Annotated in this window: 13 protein-coding genes and 1 pseudogene; 13 read left to right on the forward strand and 1 reads right to left on the reverse strand. The window is 60.0% G+C overall.

The features are described 5' to 3' along the window. Positions 1-2,973, reverse strand: a complete 2,973-nt coding sequence (locus tag AC0L3N_RS26670; RefSeq protein WP_473550468.1) for a trifunctional glycosyltransferase/class I SAM-dependent methyltransferase/polysaccharide deacetylase — start codon at positions 2,971-2,973, stop codon at positions 1-3. 157 nt (positions 2,974-3,130) lie between these two features. Here AC0L3N_RS26670 and AC0L3N_RS26675 point away from each other — a divergent pair. The 13 genes and pseudogenes from AC0L3N_RS26675 to AC0L3N_RS26735 form a co-directional block, all read left to right on the forward strand. Continuing rightward, positions 3,131-3,282, forward strand: a pseudogene (locus tag AC0L3N_RS26675) (IS110 family transposase); the annotation flags it as partial. Between the two features lie 607 nt (positions 3,283-3,889). Then, complete coding sequence (locus AC0L3N_RS26680) at positions 3,890-4,555, forward strand: coiled-coil domain-containing protein (protein WP_095495754.1); 666 nt, start codon at positions 3,890-3,892, stop codon at positions 4,553-4,555. 7 nt (positions 4,556-4,562) lie between these two features. Beyond that, entirely contained in the window at positions 4,563-6,812 is a 2,250-nt protein-coding gene (locus tag AC0L3N_RS26685; protein WP_473550470.1) for an OmpA family protein, read from the forward strand. Positions 6,813-6,828: 16 nt separating this feature from the next. Further along, a complete protein-coding gene (locus AC0L3N_RS26690; protein WP_473550471.1) occupies positions 6,829-7,320 on the forward strand; it encodes a Rab family GTPase in 492 nt (163 codons plus the stop codon). Between the two features lie 3 nt (positions 7,321-7,323). Next, positions 7,324-8,394 carry an adenylate/guanylate cyclase domain-containing protein gene (locus AC0L3N_RS26695; RefSeq protein ID WP_473550473.1) on the forward strand — a complete coding sequence of 357 codons (1,071 nt, stop codon included), beginning with the start codon at positions 7,324-7,326 and terminating at the stop codon, positions 8,392-8,394. Between the two features lie 986 nt (positions 8,395-9,380). Next, positions 9,381-10,340 carry an MBL fold metallo-hydrolase gene (locus tag AC0L3N_RS26700; RefSeq protein ID WP_165848392.1) on the forward strand — a complete coding sequence of 320 codons (960 nt, stop codon included), beginning with the start codon at positions 9,381-9,383 and terminating at the stop codon, positions 10,338-10,340. 52 nt (positions 10,341-10,392) lie between these two features. Beyond that, positions 10,393-10,602 (forward strand): (2Fe-2S)-binding protein, encoded by a 210-nt coding sequence (locus tag AC0L3N_RS26705; protein WP_473550526.1) that lies wholly within the window; start codon positions 10,393-10,395, stop codon positions 10,600-10,602. A gap of 156 nt (positions 10,603-10,758) precedes the next feature. Beyond that, positions 10,759-10,944, forward strand: a complete 186-nt coding sequence (locus AC0L3N_RS26710) for a hypothetical protein (RefSeq protein WP_123145963.1) — start codon at positions 10,759-10,761, stop codon at positions 10,942-10,944. A gap of 83 nt (positions 10,945-11,027) precedes the next feature. Then, positions 11,028-12,281, forward strand: coding sequence for a cytochrome b (locus AC0L3N_RS26715; RefSeq protein ID WP_473550474.1), 1,254 nt, complete (start codon positions 11,028-11,030; stop codon positions 12,279-12,281). A 78-nt stretch (positions 12,282-12,359) separates the two neighbouring features. Then, a complete protein-coding gene (locus AC0L3N_RS26720) occupies positions 12,360-13,847 on the forward strand; it encodes a mechanosensitive ion channel family protein (protein WP_473550527.1) in 1,488 nt (495 codons plus the stop codon). 409 nt (positions 13,848-14,256) lie between these two features. Beyond that, entirely contained in the window at positions 14,257-15,042 is a 786-nt protein-coding gene (locus AC0L3N_RS26725; RefSeq protein ID WP_208867589.1) for an alpha/beta fold hydrolase, read from the forward strand. Between the two features lie 224 nt (positions 15,043-15,266). After that, positions 15,267-16,037, forward strand: a complete 771-nt coding sequence (locus AC0L3N_RS26730) for an SDR family oxidoreductase (protein ID WP_473550529.1) — start codon at positions 15,267-15,269, stop codon at positions 16,035-16,037. Between the two features lie 197 nt (positions 16,038-16,234). Further along, a complete protein-coding gene (locus AC0L3N_RS26735) occupies positions 16,235-17,065 on the forward strand; it encodes an alpha/beta fold hydrolase (protein ID WP_123145966.1) in 831 nt (276 codons plus the stop codon). Positions 17,066-17,109: the final 44 nt, after the last annotated feature.

Here is a 17,109-nt window from a genome sequence, read left to right on the forward strand (position 1 = left end):
TCATTCGAGCACGGCCTCGACCCTGGCAACAAAGTCATCGAGCGAGCGATCCCCGCGAATCTCGATGCGCGGAAGGTCGATGGGATCGCAATCGAGGTCCGCCGGCCCGTGTCTGCCGCCGAAGCCGATTCGATAGCCGCACTCCTTGGCCAGCCTGCCAAGCCGTCGGTCGGTGACAGAAAAGGGTGCCGCGAACGCCGTGGTTGGCCGACCGGTCCACCGTTCGATGAACATACGAGAGCGCAGGAGCTCGGCGGCCAAGTCAGAGCTCGACAGACCATCGATCGCGGGATGCGTCGCCAGATGGCTTCCGAAGAACGCACCTTCGGCGGCGAGGCGTCGCACCGTCCCGGCGTCCATAAGCTGTGTCGGCGGACCGCTGTCGGCGTCCCACAGTGCACTTTCACCCACCAGGTCCGTCACCAGGAACACTTCCGCGGTCAGGTCGTTCGCGCGCAAGATCGGCCAGGCATGGTCGGCAAAGTTCTGGAAGCCGTCGTCAAAGGTGATGAGCACTGGGCGGCCAACGAAAGGTTGACGGTTGGCGATGAACCATTCCAGCTGCTCGGACCTAATCGCGTGAAAGCCATTGGCGCGCAGCCATGCCATCTGGCTGTGGAATGCGGCGGGCGTGAGCCGAAAACGGGCGAGCGCGGCCGGACCTTCATCGGAGACGCTGTGATACATGAGGACAGGGATACGCTGCCGCCGCTCGCTACGCGCAACGTCGCGGCGCAAGGCCCGCGCCCCGCCCCAGACGATATTTCGCGCGACCCCGATTTCGAGGGGCGCGCGGATTGGCACTTGATCAATCATCGGTTCCGTCGCCACGTCGTCCGGTGATAGGCGGCGGAAGCGGTCTATGCGATAGAGCTCGGTCTGGATCGATTGATCGAGGACGAGGCCTTCGGTCCCTGCCAGCGTCTCTGAGATCGCTTGTGCACCGAATGTGTTCCAGTCGAAGCCGGTCCTTTCAACATTGTCACGTAACACGAATGCGTGTGCGTTGATGAAACTGCCGCCAGGCGCCAATGCCTCAACGATTTTTTTGGCGATGCGCTGCAACTCGGCGAGATCATCCAGATAGTAGAGCACTTCCGAACAGACGATCAGGTCCATCTCACCCGGCAGCGTGTCCGCGCAGAAATCCAGTACGCCGAACTCAACATTCGGCTGATCGCTGCATCGCGCGCGCGCTCGCCCGATGGCTACGGCGGAGATGTCAGTTGCGGTCAAATGGCCCACTCGCGGCGCCAGCTGCCGCGTGAAGTGCCCCTCCGCGCAGGCCAGCTCAAGCGCCCGTCCGATCGGACCGGCAGGCAGAATTTCGAGCTGCCGCTCATATTTTTCCTGCTCATAGGACGAACCGTAGTTCCAGGGATCCTCGGTCGCGAAACGGCGATTCCAGAACGACGTGCGATCATTGTCGTGCCCATCCGCGGCCGATGCACGGCGCGGCGCTGCAAGCGGCTCTGTAGCTTCGGCGCTCGACCGAACCAGCCCCCGCGCTTCCGCGGCCAACCGCGCGAGTTTGCCGAAGTGGCTGTCCCGATCAGACCGGCGTCCCGCTATGGACAACAATGCCTCGGCTGCAAACATGTTTGACTTGTCAGCACCGGCGCCCTGTTGTGGGGCATGTACAGGCGATCGCCTCGCAAGCCGCGCGACACTGTCTATAAGCCGCTCAGGGGGCACGAAATCCCGGGTCAATTCAATCCAATGGCGCCTTGTCACTTTCCCGAGTACGCCGAACTGCACGACAGCCTCGATCTGGCCATCCATCATCAGATAGGCATAAATTTGATCGATTCCTTCCGGAAGTTCGATCGAGGTCGGATTTCGAATATCGACGCGAATTCCAAGCGTCCGCGCCAGCCTGCGCGGCGCGGCAAGATCGTCGAAGTCGAGAAGCATTTCCTCAAGGTGATACTGGACGCGGCGGCCCGCGACGGGATCGTCCCAGACCTTGCCGAGTTCGGTGATCAACTCGGTGAGGGAGCCGCCGAACCTGTCCCACCTGGCAGCCAATTGCGCTGGCACCGATAGGCTTCCTACCAAAAGGCCATCGAAGGCCACCTTGGCGATCTCACGCGCCCACTTACGTCCTGCCGGGAGCGCGCGCAGGGTCTGCGGGCTGATCGAGCGGCGGCCGCAGCCGCAATCCGACGCGGCGTTCCACAACGCGAACCACGCGAGTGCTTCGGAAGCGGTGCGGCCGGTCGCCTCGATCGCACCATTGGCGTGAGCCGATGCTGGCTGTTTGACCCTAGGATCAGGAGAAAAGCCGCGGGCGATCACGATTTCCGCATCGGCCAGCATCTGCGTCGAATTGCGGGTGAGCGAGTTGGGGCTTGTCCGATAGAAAGCGAGCGGCTCGTCGACCATCACCCAACGTTTGCCTAGACGTGCCAGGCGCTGCCACAGATCCCAGTCCTCGCAGGTGCGCAGCGAAACATCGAAGCCGCCCAACTCGACAATTGTCTTCCGGTCGACGAGCAGCGCGTGAGTGCGGATGGCGCACCGGCGCGCGAATGTTTCGAAGGGCTGGATCGCAACCTCCGTCGGGAAGCTCGACGGAGTGAGTTCGCCATCGGGCATCACGCGCCGGGAACCGCAATAGGCGGCGACGGCATCGGGCGCGACTTCAAGTGCGGCCAGCATTTTCGCAAGGAAGCCGGCGTCCACCCAATCGTCCGCATCCAGGAACATGAGCCAGCGTCCGCGCGCTGTCGAAATCCCGCTATTGCGCGCGCCGGCGGCGCTATACGCGCAAGAGCTCAACGTCCGAAACCGGGCATCGTGCTCCACATAACCGGCAACAATCGCGGCGGTGGCGTCCGTGGAGGCGTCGTCGACGACGATCGCCTCCCAGTCTATTATTTCCTGATCGAGAAGGCAATCGAGTGCGCGCGCCAGCGTTGCCTCCGCGTTGTGCGCAGGAACCACGATTGAAACCAAGGGATTATGCGCCACGCCGCCTTACCCGCGCCTGGTTCGAAGGTAGAACAAGAGTCCCGAAACATAGCCAGCGATTTCCTGCCAAAGGGAACGGTCCTCAGGGACGCTGCGTCCAACCAGTCTCCTGCGAACTCTTCCGAGCCGCCGCGACGCCATTTGGCTGCAGAGCGAGCTTGCTCCTGTCGTGCTACCGATGTTGGAAGCCTGGCGCAGCAGTCGCATCCGTGCCGCCGAGCTTGGGCGCCAGCTGTCGCAGATGCCCGTCAAAGCCAAGCATGCCGCATATTCATCTCGATCCCCGGAGTCGGCGCCATGACCACAAGCTGCGGTCCCTGGCACCGTATGAGCGCAACAGCTACGGCAAACTGACGTCTTTTGCAATCGGGGGCGCAATAAATGCAAGCCCACTGAAGCTTTGGTGTGAATGACTGCAGTTATTGGGACTATTGCTCCCCTCCTGTCGACCGAAACGCCTCGATTCCGAGGTGCATTCTCGAACAGCCATTCTCCGTGCGAAAGAAGACCTTCCTTCTATCGTTGGGCCCGCATCGGAAGCGGATCGTCGCAGTATACAGTCGGGTGCGAGAAAGTATGTGCACCGCCAGATCAGCTAATTTAGATACTTCTAATGAGTCTGCGCTACTTAATTGCGCTCCAGTAGCTATAGCCGGACATTGTATTACTCATTTCGATAGTAGATTGCGTCCAATGGTCGATTAGATTAGACGGTTATGGCTGCTATCACAAAGAGATGCGAGAGCGACACCAATCGGAACTCGTGCATTTGCTGCTAGTCGAAGAGATGTAAAAGGGACGCACGAATTGGCTTAAGTCAAGAAGATTCCGGCTTGCGAGCCGGGTATTTTGCTGACATGCTTGGGTGTTTTTGAGTTTTGCACTGTGGCAGGTGTTCAAATGAAGGGGCATAAGGATGGCTAAGGAATCTTCGAGTACCGCTTCTTCAGCAAATAAAGCGGACGAAAATCTGATAAGTAATGCAGACGGAAACGGGCTGGCCTTCATGGGGGTCCAGGCTCGCGAGAGCGGGGTCTCCGGCGACGCTGTAGGTGTCGACAAGATACGTGATCTGCTGTTCGGCAACCAGATGCAGGACTATGACCGCCGTTTTTCCAAGCTTGAAGAACGGTTCTTGCAGCGCTTCAAGGATGTCGAATCCGAGGCCAAGCGCAATCTTGAAATGTACGAGTCAAATGCAAAGAAGCAGGTCGAATCGCTCGCGGCGCAATTGCGCAACGAAAAGGATGCACGAGCCGAGGCCGACAAGGAGATTGACCGGAACCTTCGCGAGCAAAATCAGGCGCTTGAAAAGCAGGTGCGCGCGTTGTCGGATCAATTGAGCGAGCTTGAGCGCGAAGTTGCGGACCGGATAAATCGAAGCGATCAATTGCTGCGTGAGGAAATCAAGCAAAAGAATGAAAGCATGCAGATGCTAATGGAAAAAATGTTTTCCGATCTCAGCAACGTAAAGACCGACCGAAATCTTTTGGCTGGACTGTTTGTCGAGGTTGCAAAATGTCTAAATCAGGATCCCGCCGGCAGCAAGAGCAACTCGGAACGTAGTTGGAAAGTGAGTTGATCGGAACTTGACGTCGACCGTCGACCCAATCAGCCTTCCTCAAAGAGCAGCTTCGAACGATACAGAGATTGATCGCGAGGCTCTGGCTAGTCTTTTGGTCGAAATTGCCCGGAACGTCGATCCGGACTATCGTGCGCGTTTCCACGGAGTTCCAACCGCCGATCCTCGCATGGAAACGCTGCGCCAGTTGCTGGTCGGCCGCGAAATTTCGGAGCTTTCACGAGTTACGCACCTGCTCGACGAACCTGAGCAGCTTGCGGCTGCAGTGGGGGGTGTTCTCCCCAGTGCAGCCGCACGTGCGCCTCATGCGCAACTCGGCGAGGCACTTGCGCCAGCTGTCGAGAGGGCCGTGCAACGGTCCATCCAGAAGAGCCCGCGTACGCTTACGGATATATTATACCCGGTGTTTCTGCCGGCAATTCGCAAGTCGATCGGGGAAAAGATCGATCAGACCTTTCAGTCGCTGAATGAAACTTTAAGACATATATTTACCTGGCATGGGCTCAAGTGGAGATTTGAAGCTTGGAGAACGGGTGCAAGCTTCTCAGAAGTTGTTCTTAAGCATTCGCTTGTCTATCGTGTAGAGCATGTCTTTCTGATTAACCGCAATTCCGGGCTTTTGATAGCGCATGTAACTGCCGATAATGCAACGAGCGAAGATCCTCAACTCATTTCTTCGATGCTTAGTGCAATTCAAGATTTTGTGAAAGACTCATTTAACGAGAAAGAACAGAGCGGCCTGGACACTATCCGTTTCGGGGAGCTTCGTCTCTGGTCGGAAGTTGGACCGTTTGCGACCTTGGTCGCGGTGATCCGGGGAAATCCGCCAGAGGAATTACATGAAATCGTTCGCGATGTGTTGCTTCGCATCCATGATGAATGCTCACAGGCTTTAGAGCAGTTTGACGGCGACAGTTCGCAGTTGGCCGGCATAGAGACGCAGTTGCAGACCTGCGTTGAACTGAAGCAGGAGGACTCAAACCAGGGATTTCCGTGGCTGGTGGTGGCTGCTGTCCTGCTGGTTTTGATTCCGGCAGGCGGTTGGCTCCTTCTTTCCTGGCAATCCGGGCAGCGCTGGCAGGCCTATGTGTCGCGACTGGAGACCCAACCGGGAATCATCGTCGCCCAACAAACGGCGAGGGGCGGACAATTCTATATTGCCGGCCTGAGAGACCCGCTTGCCGCCGACCCGCAGTCGCTGTTGTCCGGAACGCAGGTCGATCCCGCCCGCGTTCATTCACAGTGGCAATTCTATCAGAGCCTTGAGCCGGAGTTCGTGCTGAAGCGGCTAACGGCGTCGCTGGCTCCGCCGAAATCGGTTCGGCTTTCGATCGTCGAGGATCGCATCGTTGCCGAGGGTGAGGCTCCTGACACCTGGATAGATCGGGCACGCGTAGCGGCCCGACAGCTTTCGGCAGGCGGACCGGTATTCGACATCTCCAAGGTTCGTGATGTGAGCCCCGAAGCACGCGCGGCGGAGCACTGGCAGACTTATGTGTCGCGACTTGAGGCCCAACCGGGAATCATCGTCGCCCAACAAACGGCGAGGGGCGGACACTTCTATATTTCCGGCCTGAGAGACCCACAGGCCGCCGACCCGCAGTCGCTGTTGTCCGGAACGCAGGTCGATCCCGCCCGCGTTCATTCACAGTGGCAATTCTATCAGAGCCTTGAGCCGGAGTTCGTGCTGAAGCGGCTAACGGCGTCGCTGGCTCCGCCGAAATCGGTTCGGCTTATGATCATCAAGGATCGCATCGTTGTCCTGGGTGAAGCTCCTGCCGCCTGGATAAACCGGGCGCGGGTCGCCGCCCAACAGCTGTCCGCGGACGGACTCACTCTAGAAATCTCCGAGCTGCGTGAGTTGACCCCTCAGGAACTCACTCATTTGAGGGAGGCTATTCAAGCGGTCGACATTTTCTTCGATTCTGGCAAGGCTGTACCGGGACCAGAGCAACTGCCGGTTCTCGACAAATTGGCGAATCAGTTGAAGGAATTGGCCAAGGACGCCCGCAAGGCAGGCGTAACAGCACAGTTCATGTTGACCGGCCATTCGGACACGACGGGCCGTGAAACGGCCAAGTTGTCGATCAGCGCCGCCCGCGCGGAGACAGTTCGTGCGCTTCTCAAGCAGCGCGGCGTCGATCCGGAATTGCTCTTGGTTCGCGGCGCGGGCACCTTTGAGCCAGCGGAGACTGAAAATAGCCGAACCGGGAGCTCCGCCAATCGCAGAGTTTCGGTTACGGTAAACTTCCACTAGGGCGGAGCCCAGGATATTGCAAAAGAAGATCTGCATGTTGGGCGGGTTCGCTGTCGGAAAGACGAGTCTGGTTCGCAGGTTTGTGCAAAGCATCTTTTCAGAAACCTACTTGACCACGGTGGGAGTGAAAATCGACAAGAAGAGTGTTGTATTGCCGGATAAAACCGTGGATCTGATTTTGTGGGATTTGGCCGGCGAAGACGATATCGGCTCGTTCCGCGTCAGCTATGTGCGAGGCGCGAGCGGGCTCGTGCTTGTCGTCGATGGAACCCGCGCCGCTACTCTTGCCGTGGCGCTCACGCTGCGCGAGCGGGCCGAGGCCGAATTCGGCGCTATGCCGTTCGTATTGCTGTTCAACAAATCCGATCTGGCCGATCGGTGGGCAATATCGGATAGTGAGATTAACGAACTGAGGCAACTTGGATGGCAAATCTATCTAACAAGTGCGCTTTCGGGTGAACATGTTGACGATGCGTTTCGTCAGCTTGCTTCGATGGTCACCAAATAGACCATGCATGGATTGCCAAGAGAAGTCAGAAGCTGGATTTACAATTTCTTCTACAACGAGCACTCTGTCGCATATCTGAAAATTGACGCCCAGCATTGCATCGCTGCGAAGGGCGGTAGTGTTGAACATTACGGCCTATCATCACTTCGCATTGGCAAGCCTGTTGCCGAGCAGCTTGAATTCATGGAAGGTTTGCTGCCTTGCCCGGAGCTTCCATATCATATGGCCATGGTCGAACTGCCCAGCGGGCGTGTCGCGGACCTTCATCTTTTTGCTGACAATGCCTGCGTGTGGCTGCTCTTTCTTGACGCCACCGCCGAACGCGACAATAGGCAGCGGCTTCAACAGAAGGCTTATGAAATGACACTCCTGCAAGAGAGGGAGCGTCAACTCAACGAAAAATTACAATTGACGAACGAGGCGTTGAGGCAGAGCCAAGAGGGATTGTCGCGTGAATACCAGCGCGCCGAAAGCCTGCTCCTCAACATTCTTCCGGCGTCGATCGCGGAGCGGTTAAAAGCGGACGAACAAATTGCAGACAACCACGCTGAGGTGAGTGTGCTTTTTGCCGACATCGTCGGCTTTACGGAAAGAGCGCGGAGCGTCGGAGCCGAGACAACGCTCGCTATTTTAAATTACTTCTTCAAGGCGGCGGATCTGCTCTCGGAACGATACGGCTGCGAAAAGATCAAGACAATCGGCGATTGTGTGATGGTGGTCGCTGGCCTGCCCGCCGCGCGATCCGATCATGCAGAAGCCCTTGCGCACTATGCACTTGAACTGCGGAAGGCGGTTAAGCGCGAACGCTTCGCAGGAGAACCGATAAGACTCAGAATTGGAATTCACTCAGGACCAATCGTCGCGGGCGTCATAGGCAAAAGGCGGTTTGCCTATGACCTGTGGGGCGAGACCGTTAATCTCGCCGCACGTATCCAAACGTCAGCGGAGCCCGATGAAATCCGTATTTCGGATGCAACTCGCAAACTGCTTGGACCAAATTTTGCTTGCGACCCACTCGCGGAAACGGAACTGCGTGGTACAGGTCGTGTGCGAATGTGGCGGCTCCCGGCCTGATTTGCCGCTTGGCAGTGCCGATCCTGGAGCGCATTGCATCTCAAGCAACATCATGGTCTCGAATGTCCGCAGAGGTGCAGTCGACCACCGACCGCCAAAGGTCTGTCCTGGGTCATCGGAGGACTCTGTATAGACCGTCCTTAGCCTGAACGCGCGTCGGCACGGCCGCCTCGCCGGATTTGCAAGTCCGATGATCACGCACGTATATGTCGTAGAGCATCAATTTATCTACGCGCTGAGTGGTATCGAAGGATGCATCGGTGCTTCGATTGACGGACTCTACCGACCGCCTCGCGCGACATTTGCGATACGTTGTGCCTCTCGATTGTTGCTGCATGACTGGCGAGAATGCTCATTGCAACAAGCATAGCTGTCCGTCTCATGGGATGCTTCTCCTTTCCAGTCGATCTGGTCGTGGATTGTGTCGCTCAGTCGATCGGAGCTTGCCACTTGCGCGTGCTTCGCCGCCGCAATCGGACATGCAGGTACCCTGCCCGCCGGCGGTGGGAAGGCGTCCATTGCGTTGCGCCATCACTAGTCGTGCTGGACTGTCTGTCGGTGCGCGACATGCCCGTGTTCCTCATTTGCTCGGTCGACCAGCGAGCAGACCAGAGACATGGGGAGAACGCGATGTTGAGGGCGCGCGTACAGTCGACTGCATCAAGGCTGTGGGCGACTGAGACCGCGGTATAGGATTGATCCTGATCCTACGCGCTGGGTGTACTGCCAACAGGCGAGAGGCACAGCCGTTGCTCGCTGCTCAAAGCGGCGTCTTCCGACTTTCGCGGGATATCACCCATGCTCGCAACGGGTCTGCCATAGACTTTCGCATCGCCTGACCGGTGCTTCCGTCCGATGGTGGCGCAGGCCGAGGCGGCGCAACTTCCTCGGTAGACGCCAGGTGGCGGTCCATGGAGGCTCATGCCAAATCCACGGGCGCCAGCGGCGGAGGTGGCCGATACGGCCGTGGTCAGCAGGAGACAAACATGACCCTGGACAACATTTCACACCCCTCGATCCAGCACTGCGCCGACAGCCTGAACGCCAAGCACAGCAACGGTAGACCGGCGCCCGAATTGGTTCCGTCGCGCTACGCGCTGCAGGTCGGCGACATCGACGTGCTGGTGGTCAGCGATGGAGTGCTGCCGATACCAGCCCCGGTCATGGCATACAACGTCGACCCGGCCGTCCGGGCGGCCTGGCTGGACGACATGTTCCTGCCGCCGGACGTGCTCGAGTGGCCGCTGAACGTGGTCGTCGTACGCAGCGGCGGCCGGACCATACTCGTGGACGCCGGGCTGGGGATGGACCCGGACTTGCACTTGCCGAGGGCCGGGCGGTTGGTCTCGCGACTGGAGGCCGCCGGCATCGATCTCGCATCCGTCACCGACGTGGTGCTGACCCATATGCACATGGACCATATCGGCGGGCTACTCATCGACGGGGTCAAGGACCGGCTGCGTCCGGATCTGCGGATTCACGTGGCGGCCGCCGAGCTCAAGTTCTGGGAGTCGCCCGATTTCTCCCGCGCCTCCATGCCAACGGGGTTCCCGGATGCGCTTCGGCGGGCGGCCAAGCGGTTCGTGAACGAATACCGCAACCAGTTGCGGCCGTTTGAGACCGAGCACGAGGTGGCGCCGGGGGTGGTCGTCACGCTCACTGGCGGCCACACCCCCGGGCACAGCGTGGTCCGCCTGGCGTCCGGCGGCGACCGGCTGACCTTCGCCGGCGACGCCGTGTTCCAGGTCGGGTTCGACCAACCCGACTGGCACAACGGCTTCGAACACGACCCCGAGGAGGCGGCCCGCGTCCGCATCAATCTTTTGCGGGAGCTGGCGGCAACCCGCGAGCCGCTGGTGGCCACTCACCTGCCGTTCCCGTCTATCTGCCATGTGGCGGTGGACGGCGATGTCTTTCGTTGCGTGCCGGTTGTCTGGGACTACTGACCCGCTTGTCGGGTCAGAGCCGTACCAGATCGCCGTCGAGACTTATCGCGCCATGATCGTGTGCTCGTGCAATGTGTTGAGCGATCAGGATGTCCGCTCCGCCGTCAAGGCGGAGCGGACGTGCTCGATCCGCCAGGTCTATGGCTGTCTCGGCTGTAGCGCCCAGTGTGGCCGTTGCGCGCGTACTATCCGCCGCATCATTGACGAGGCGCTCGCCAGCGCCCGTGCGGCATCCTGCAACGGTCGCGCGCAGTCCTCGTAACCCTGACTCGGCCGCCTCTGCCCGGTCCGGCGCAGCCTTTCAATCAGGAGACCATAGACCAACGTATCGGACGCACGCATCCTCGGCATGATAGTTCGCACACTGGAAAAGCTGGCATGCTTGGGTCCTCCTCAACCCGACCAAGGAGCATCGGAAATGACACTGCGATTCGTTCTTTCGAAGATGTTGCAGATCTTCCAGATGCTATGGGACGTCGACACGGCGGCGCAGCCGGTAAGGCGCGGCGGCAACGGGTTCGCTCGCGCGACGGTCCGGCCGATCTACTCACGCAACGGCATCAGAGTGGCCGCCTCGCCGAGGAAGATTCGTGACCGCAAGTGAACCGCCCATCCGTGGTGAAGGGCGGCCGGCCAGATAGCGCCGGCCGATGTCGATACCGGCAATTCGAGACTAGGGGCAACGCGATGAGCGGTGGAGATTCAGCCTATGTTGCCAAGACTAGGATCGGACGCTGGTTCGACGCCCGCCTGCCGGTGCCGCGCCTGGTGCATGATCAGTTCATCGTCTATCCGGTTCCGCGCAACCTGAACTACGCTTATTCGTTCGGGGGCATCCTGTCGATGATGCTGGCCGCGCAGATCGTTACCGGCGTCGTGCTGGCCATGCACTACGCGGCCGACACGACACTGGCCTTCAATTCCGTAGACAAGATCATGCGCGACGTGAATTCCGGCTGGCTGTTGCGCTACCTGCACTCCAACGGCGCGTCGTTCTTCTTCATCGCGGTCTACGTCCATGTCTCCCGTGGCCTCTATTACGGCTCCTACAAGGCGCCGCGCGAACTGCTGTGGGTCCTCGGCTGGACCAACCTTCTGTTGATGATGGCTACGGCGTTCATGGGTTACGTGCTCCCCTGGGGACAAATGTCGTTCTGGGGCGCGACCGTCATCACCGGCTTCTTCAGCGCCATCCCGCTGGTCGGCGACTGGGTGCAGCAGTTGCTGCTCGGCGGCTTTGCGGTGGACAATCCGACTCTAAACCGCTTCTTTGCGCTGCATTACCTGCTACCGTTCATGCTGACGGGCGTCGTCATCCTGCACATCTGGGCGCTTCACGTAGCCGGCCAGACCAATCCGGCGGGTATAGACGTGAAGTCGGAAACCGACGTCGTGGACTTCACGCCCCATGCCACGATGAAAGATGTGCTCGGGGCCGTGGTGTTCCTGCTCGCCTTTGCGTACTTCGTCTTCTACTTGCCGAATTATCTCGGGCATCCAGACAACTACACCGCCGCCGACCCGCTGAAGACGCCGGCGCATATCGTGCCCGAGTGGTACTTCCTGCCCTTCTACGCGATCCTGCGCGCCGTCACCTTCAACATCGGGCCGGTCGACTCGAAGCTCGGCGGCGTGCTCGCCATGTTCGGCGCCATCGCCGTGTTGTTCTTCGTGCCCTGGCTGGATACGTCGAAGGTGCGCTCGGCCGTCTACCGGCCCTGGTACAGGCGGTTTTTCTGGCTCTTTGTCATCAACGCCCTCTTCCTTGGCTGGTTGGGATCCAAGCCGGCGGAAGGCTGGTATATCCCCGCCATGCAGGTGTCGACCATTTACTACTTCGCGTTCTTTCTTGTCGTCATGCCGCTACTGGGCGCGATCGAGACGCCGCGCCGGCTGCCGAACTCGATAACCGAAGCGATCCTGGAGAGAGGCAAGGAATAACACCGAAGGATCACCTGCCCGGTCGCCATGCCCCGAGGCGAGGATTGTGTGAGGATTTTTGAGGATCCGGGTCCGGTCATGAACTGGTGGAATGCTGCTCCCCCTCTCTACATGGTGCTGGTCGGTCTTGCCGGCATAGTCGTGTGGCACGTCATTCCGCGGCGGCTCTCCACAACCAGGCTGATTGTCCAGATCGCATTCTTCCTCGCTATGTCGGTCCTGCTTCTTGACGGAGCTGTGGTCCCCTACGAGCCGGCATGGGGCAAAGAGACAACCGCGGGAGCAATCCTCGTCGGGACCGCCAAGTTGCTGTGGTGGGTTCACCTCGCCTGGGCGCTGATCGGATTTGTCCGCATCTATCTCGTGTTCGAGCGAAAGCCGCGCGAGGCGCGCCTTCTGCAGGACCTCGTCGTCGGCGCCGTCTATGTTGGGATGCTGCTGTCCATCCTGGCTTTCGTCTTCGGTGCGCCGGTCGGAACGCTGATCGCCACCTCGGGCGTCTTTGCCATCGTACTCGGACTGGCGCTCCAGAATACGCTGAGCGACGTCTTTTCGGGCATCGCGCTCAACCTCGGCCGACCTTATGTGCTTGGGGACTGGATCGTCCTGAGCGACGGAACCGAAGGGCGCGTTGTGGAGACCAACTGGCGATCGACCCACCTGCTCACTTTGGCGCACAACGTGGTGGCGCTGCCGAACAGCTTCCTCGCGAAGCTCGGGCTGACCAATGTCAGCAGCCCTGAGGAGAGCCATGGGCTGTCCGTCACGATAAGATTGGCGCCGACCAAGATGCCGGCGATCGTCGCGGACGTCATGAACGCGGCCTTACAAAGCAGCAACACAATACTGAGGGAGCCGCCACCAGTGGTCGCTATCAAAGCTCTGGATGCGACGGCGATCGAGGTCGACTTGTTTTTTCGCGTCGCAAATGTTGGCCAGCGAATTCCAGCGACGAACGAAATCTTCGATCTTGTCTACCGTCATTCCAAGTCCGCGGGTTTGCGGCTGGCAACGCCACCCTCCTCTTCGATTCTCATGAATGACTTGCCGAACGAAGAGACGGCAAATCTCGCGGAAGTCACGCCGATCAAGCTTATAAATGCCATACCAGTATTCTCGGCGTTGACGGACAACGAAAAAGAAGCCCTCGCGGCAACGGTTACGGTGCGCACCTATCGCAAGGGCGACATCATAGCACGACAGGGAGAGATGCTGCCCTCCCTCATGATTGTTCGGACGGGCATCATTGTCCGAGAGCGCGGCGAAGATGACGCCCATCCGCAGGAGATCGGCCACCTCGCTCCCGGCGACTTTTTCGGAGAGACGGGTCTGCTCGCGGGCATTGGCGAGACCTCGACCTTGCGCGCAATGAGCCACGTCGTGGTCTACGAGATTGACCAGCAAAGCTTCGCGCCCCTGCTGCTCGACCGGCCCGAAATGGCCGAAGATCTTGCGGCGATCCTCTCAGCCAGGATGTCCCTCGGCGGTAGCCGCACCGGACAAGAGCACACGGATTCGAAATTCGCGCTGCTCAAAGCCATGCAGACGATCTTTCACAGCGGGTAGATCGCGCCCAACGCGAACTTCGAGACGAACGTTCGTCTCCCATGCGCTTCGGACAAGGTTTTCGACCTCGGCCAAGCAGGCGCCCACGCTTGCATGTTCGGGCGCTCGATGACTTGCCGCGGCTCGGCCGACCGTCTCCCTGACGAGTGCGGCGGCTTGCTGCAAGGCGGTCCTGGCGCTGGCGATTACGGAGTCGAGAGCTGGAGCCGTCGAGACCTTACCCCGGCGATGCGTTCGATCGATGCCGGGAACCTACCCGTGCGCCGACCACCGGCTACAGCTGCCACTCCCCGGGTGTATCGTCCTAGACTTTCGGATCGCCTGACCGAGCCGTCCGTCGAATATTTTCGCGCGCCAAGTGGGCGCATTCTTCTCGGTATCGGACGACCCGCCGCACAGGAGAAGACACGTGCACAAGATCATCAGAGCTCTGGCCCTTGTTTACGCATGTTGCGTGTCGGACAGCGCGACGGCGCAGGCCGCAGACCATCAGGCAAAACCGACGATCGTGCTGGTGCACGGGGCCTTTGCTGAATCGTCGAGCTGGAACGGCGTCATCGCCGAGCTCAACAGCGACGGTTTCCGGACCATCGCTGCGGCCAACCCACTTCGCGGCGTTGCAAGCGATGCGGCCACCGTATCGGCCGTCATCGGATCCATCGGCGGACCGGTCGTCCTGGTAGGCCATTCTTATGGCGGTCCGGTCATCACCGAGGCAGCTAACGGGAAGGACAATGTGAAAGCGCTGGTCTATGTGGCCGGATTCGCCCCCGACAAGGGCGAGTCCAGTCTCACGCTTTCGGGAAAGTTCCCAGGCAGCACGCTTGGCGAGGCGCTCCTGCCGGTGGCGCGGCCGGATGGAGGACAGGACCTCTACATCCAGCCGGAAAAGTTTCACGAGCAGTTCGCAGCCGATGTGCCGGCAGCGCAGGCCAGCCTGATGGCTGCGACCCAACGCCCGGTGGCTGACGCCGCCCTGGCAGAGCCCTCCGACGCGCCCTCTTGGAAGACAATTCCGTCCTACGCGATCTACGGCTCGGCGGATCGGAATATACCGCCGGCGCTCATGAAGTTCATGGCCGAGCGCGCGCATTCGGTAAAGACCATCGTCGTCGAGGGCGGATCGCACGCTCTGATGGTCTCGCATCCAGAAGCGATCGCCTTGCTCATAAAGGAAGCCGCATCGGCGCAGTGACGAAACCGGCCGCCTCGCGCCGGCTGCATTCGACAAGTGCAAGCCTCGAGAGAATCTGTGGTTCGGCCGCTTCCAACCTCGAATCGTCGGTCGTGAAGTCCATGGCCAGCGGGGCTGCGAAAACCGCATTGGATGAGGCGTGTCCCGCCTTGACGGTCCAGCGTGCGACCGAGGCGTCGGGGCATTCCAAGCAGATCATTTCGAAGTCAGAACAGGAGAATGACATGAAAATCGTAATCATCGGCGGCACCGGACTTATCGGCTCCAAGACCGTCGCAAGGCTGAGCGTGAAGGGCCACGACGTGTTGGCGGCGTCGCCAAGTGGCGGCGTCAACACCTTCACCGGTGAGGGATTGGACAAGGCTCTTGCCGGGGCGGAGGTTGTCATCGACCTCGCGAATTCGCCGTCGTTCGAGGACAAGGCCGTTCTCGAGTTCTTCGAAACAGCCGGAAAGAACCTGCTCGCAGCGGAAAAGGTTGCCGGCGTGAAACATCACATTGCGCTCTCGATCGTCGGGGCGGAGCGCCTGCCCCGCAGCGGCTACCTGCGCGCCAAGATGGCTCAGGAGAAGCTGATCAGGGAGTCGGGAATTCCCTACACGATCGTTCACTCGACCCAATTCTTCGAGTTCCTTGGCGGCATTGCGCAGTCGGCAACCGTCGGCGACACGGTCACGGTATCGTCGGCCTACTTCCAGCCCATCGCCTCCGACGACGTCGCGGATGTCATGGCTGACGTGGCCCTCTCCCAGCCGATTAACGGCGTGATGGAGATCGGCGGCCCCAAGCCTTTCCGCATGAACGAGCTGGTCGCACGTTTTCTGCAGCTCGCCAACGACCCCAGGAAGGTGATCGGCGATCCTCATGCGCTCTATTTCGGGACCGAGCTAGACGACCGCTCGCTTGTCCCGGGCGCGGGCGCCCGCATCGGTTCGACGTCGTTCGAAGACTGGTTCGACCACGCCCCGCCTCGGCGAAGCGGTGTTGCGGCGTAACGGCGTCATCTGAAGAGAAATCGCAAGGAAACGACGATGACCACAAGCTGCCCTTTGCGCCTCAGGCAAGTCGCCGGGATCTCCTCCTCGGCGCGGCGGTCGCCGGCACTGCAACCGGCCTGCCCAAATATGCGCTCGCGCAAGGGACAGCCGGCCAGGAGTCGAACTAATCCATCGCTCAAAAAGGATCGAAAGATATGAGCACTGTCACTACCAAGGACGCCACCGAGATCTACTACAAGGACTGGGGCCCGAAGGACGCCCAACCGATCGTCTTCCACCACGGCTGGCCGCTTAGCGCCGACGACTGGGACACGCAGATGCTTTTCTTCGTCGGGCATGGATATCGCACTATCGCCCATGACCGGCGCGGGCACGGCCGTTCCGCGCAGGTGAGCGACGGTCACGATATGGACCACTATGCCGCCGATATCGCCGCCGTGGTCGAGCATCTCGACCTCAAGGACACTATCCATATCGGTCACTCCACCGGCGGCGGTGAAGCGGCGCACTATGTTGCCCGCTACGGCAAGGAGCGCGCCACGAAGCTTGTTCTCATTGGCGCGGTGCCGCCGATCATGGTGAAGACGCCGGCCAACCCCGGTGGACTTCCGATCAAAGTGTTCGACGGATTGCGCAAGTCGCTCGCCGACAACCGCGCGCAGTTCTACATCGATTTCCCGTCGGGCCCTTTCTACAGCTTCAACCGGCCGGGCGCGGAAGCGATCCAGGGCGTCATCCAAAACTGGTGGCGGCAAGGCATGATGGGCAGCGCCAAGGCGCACTACGACGGCATCAAGGCCTTCTCGGAAACCGATTTCACCGACGACCTCAAGATCATCGACGTGCCGACACTCGTCATGCACGGTACGGACGATCAGATCGTGCCCATTGCCGATTCCGCGCCATTATCGGCAAAGCTTCTGAAGAACGGCACGCTCAAGATCTATGAGGGCTTTCCGCACGGGATGTGTACCACGCATGCCGATGTGGTGAACGCCGACTTGCTCACCTTCATCAGGTCCTAGGCACCCGCCATGCCCTCAGGCGAGAGCCCGATCGCCGGCCGTCC

This window comes from Mesorhizobium sp. WSM4807 (assembly GCF_055811615.1).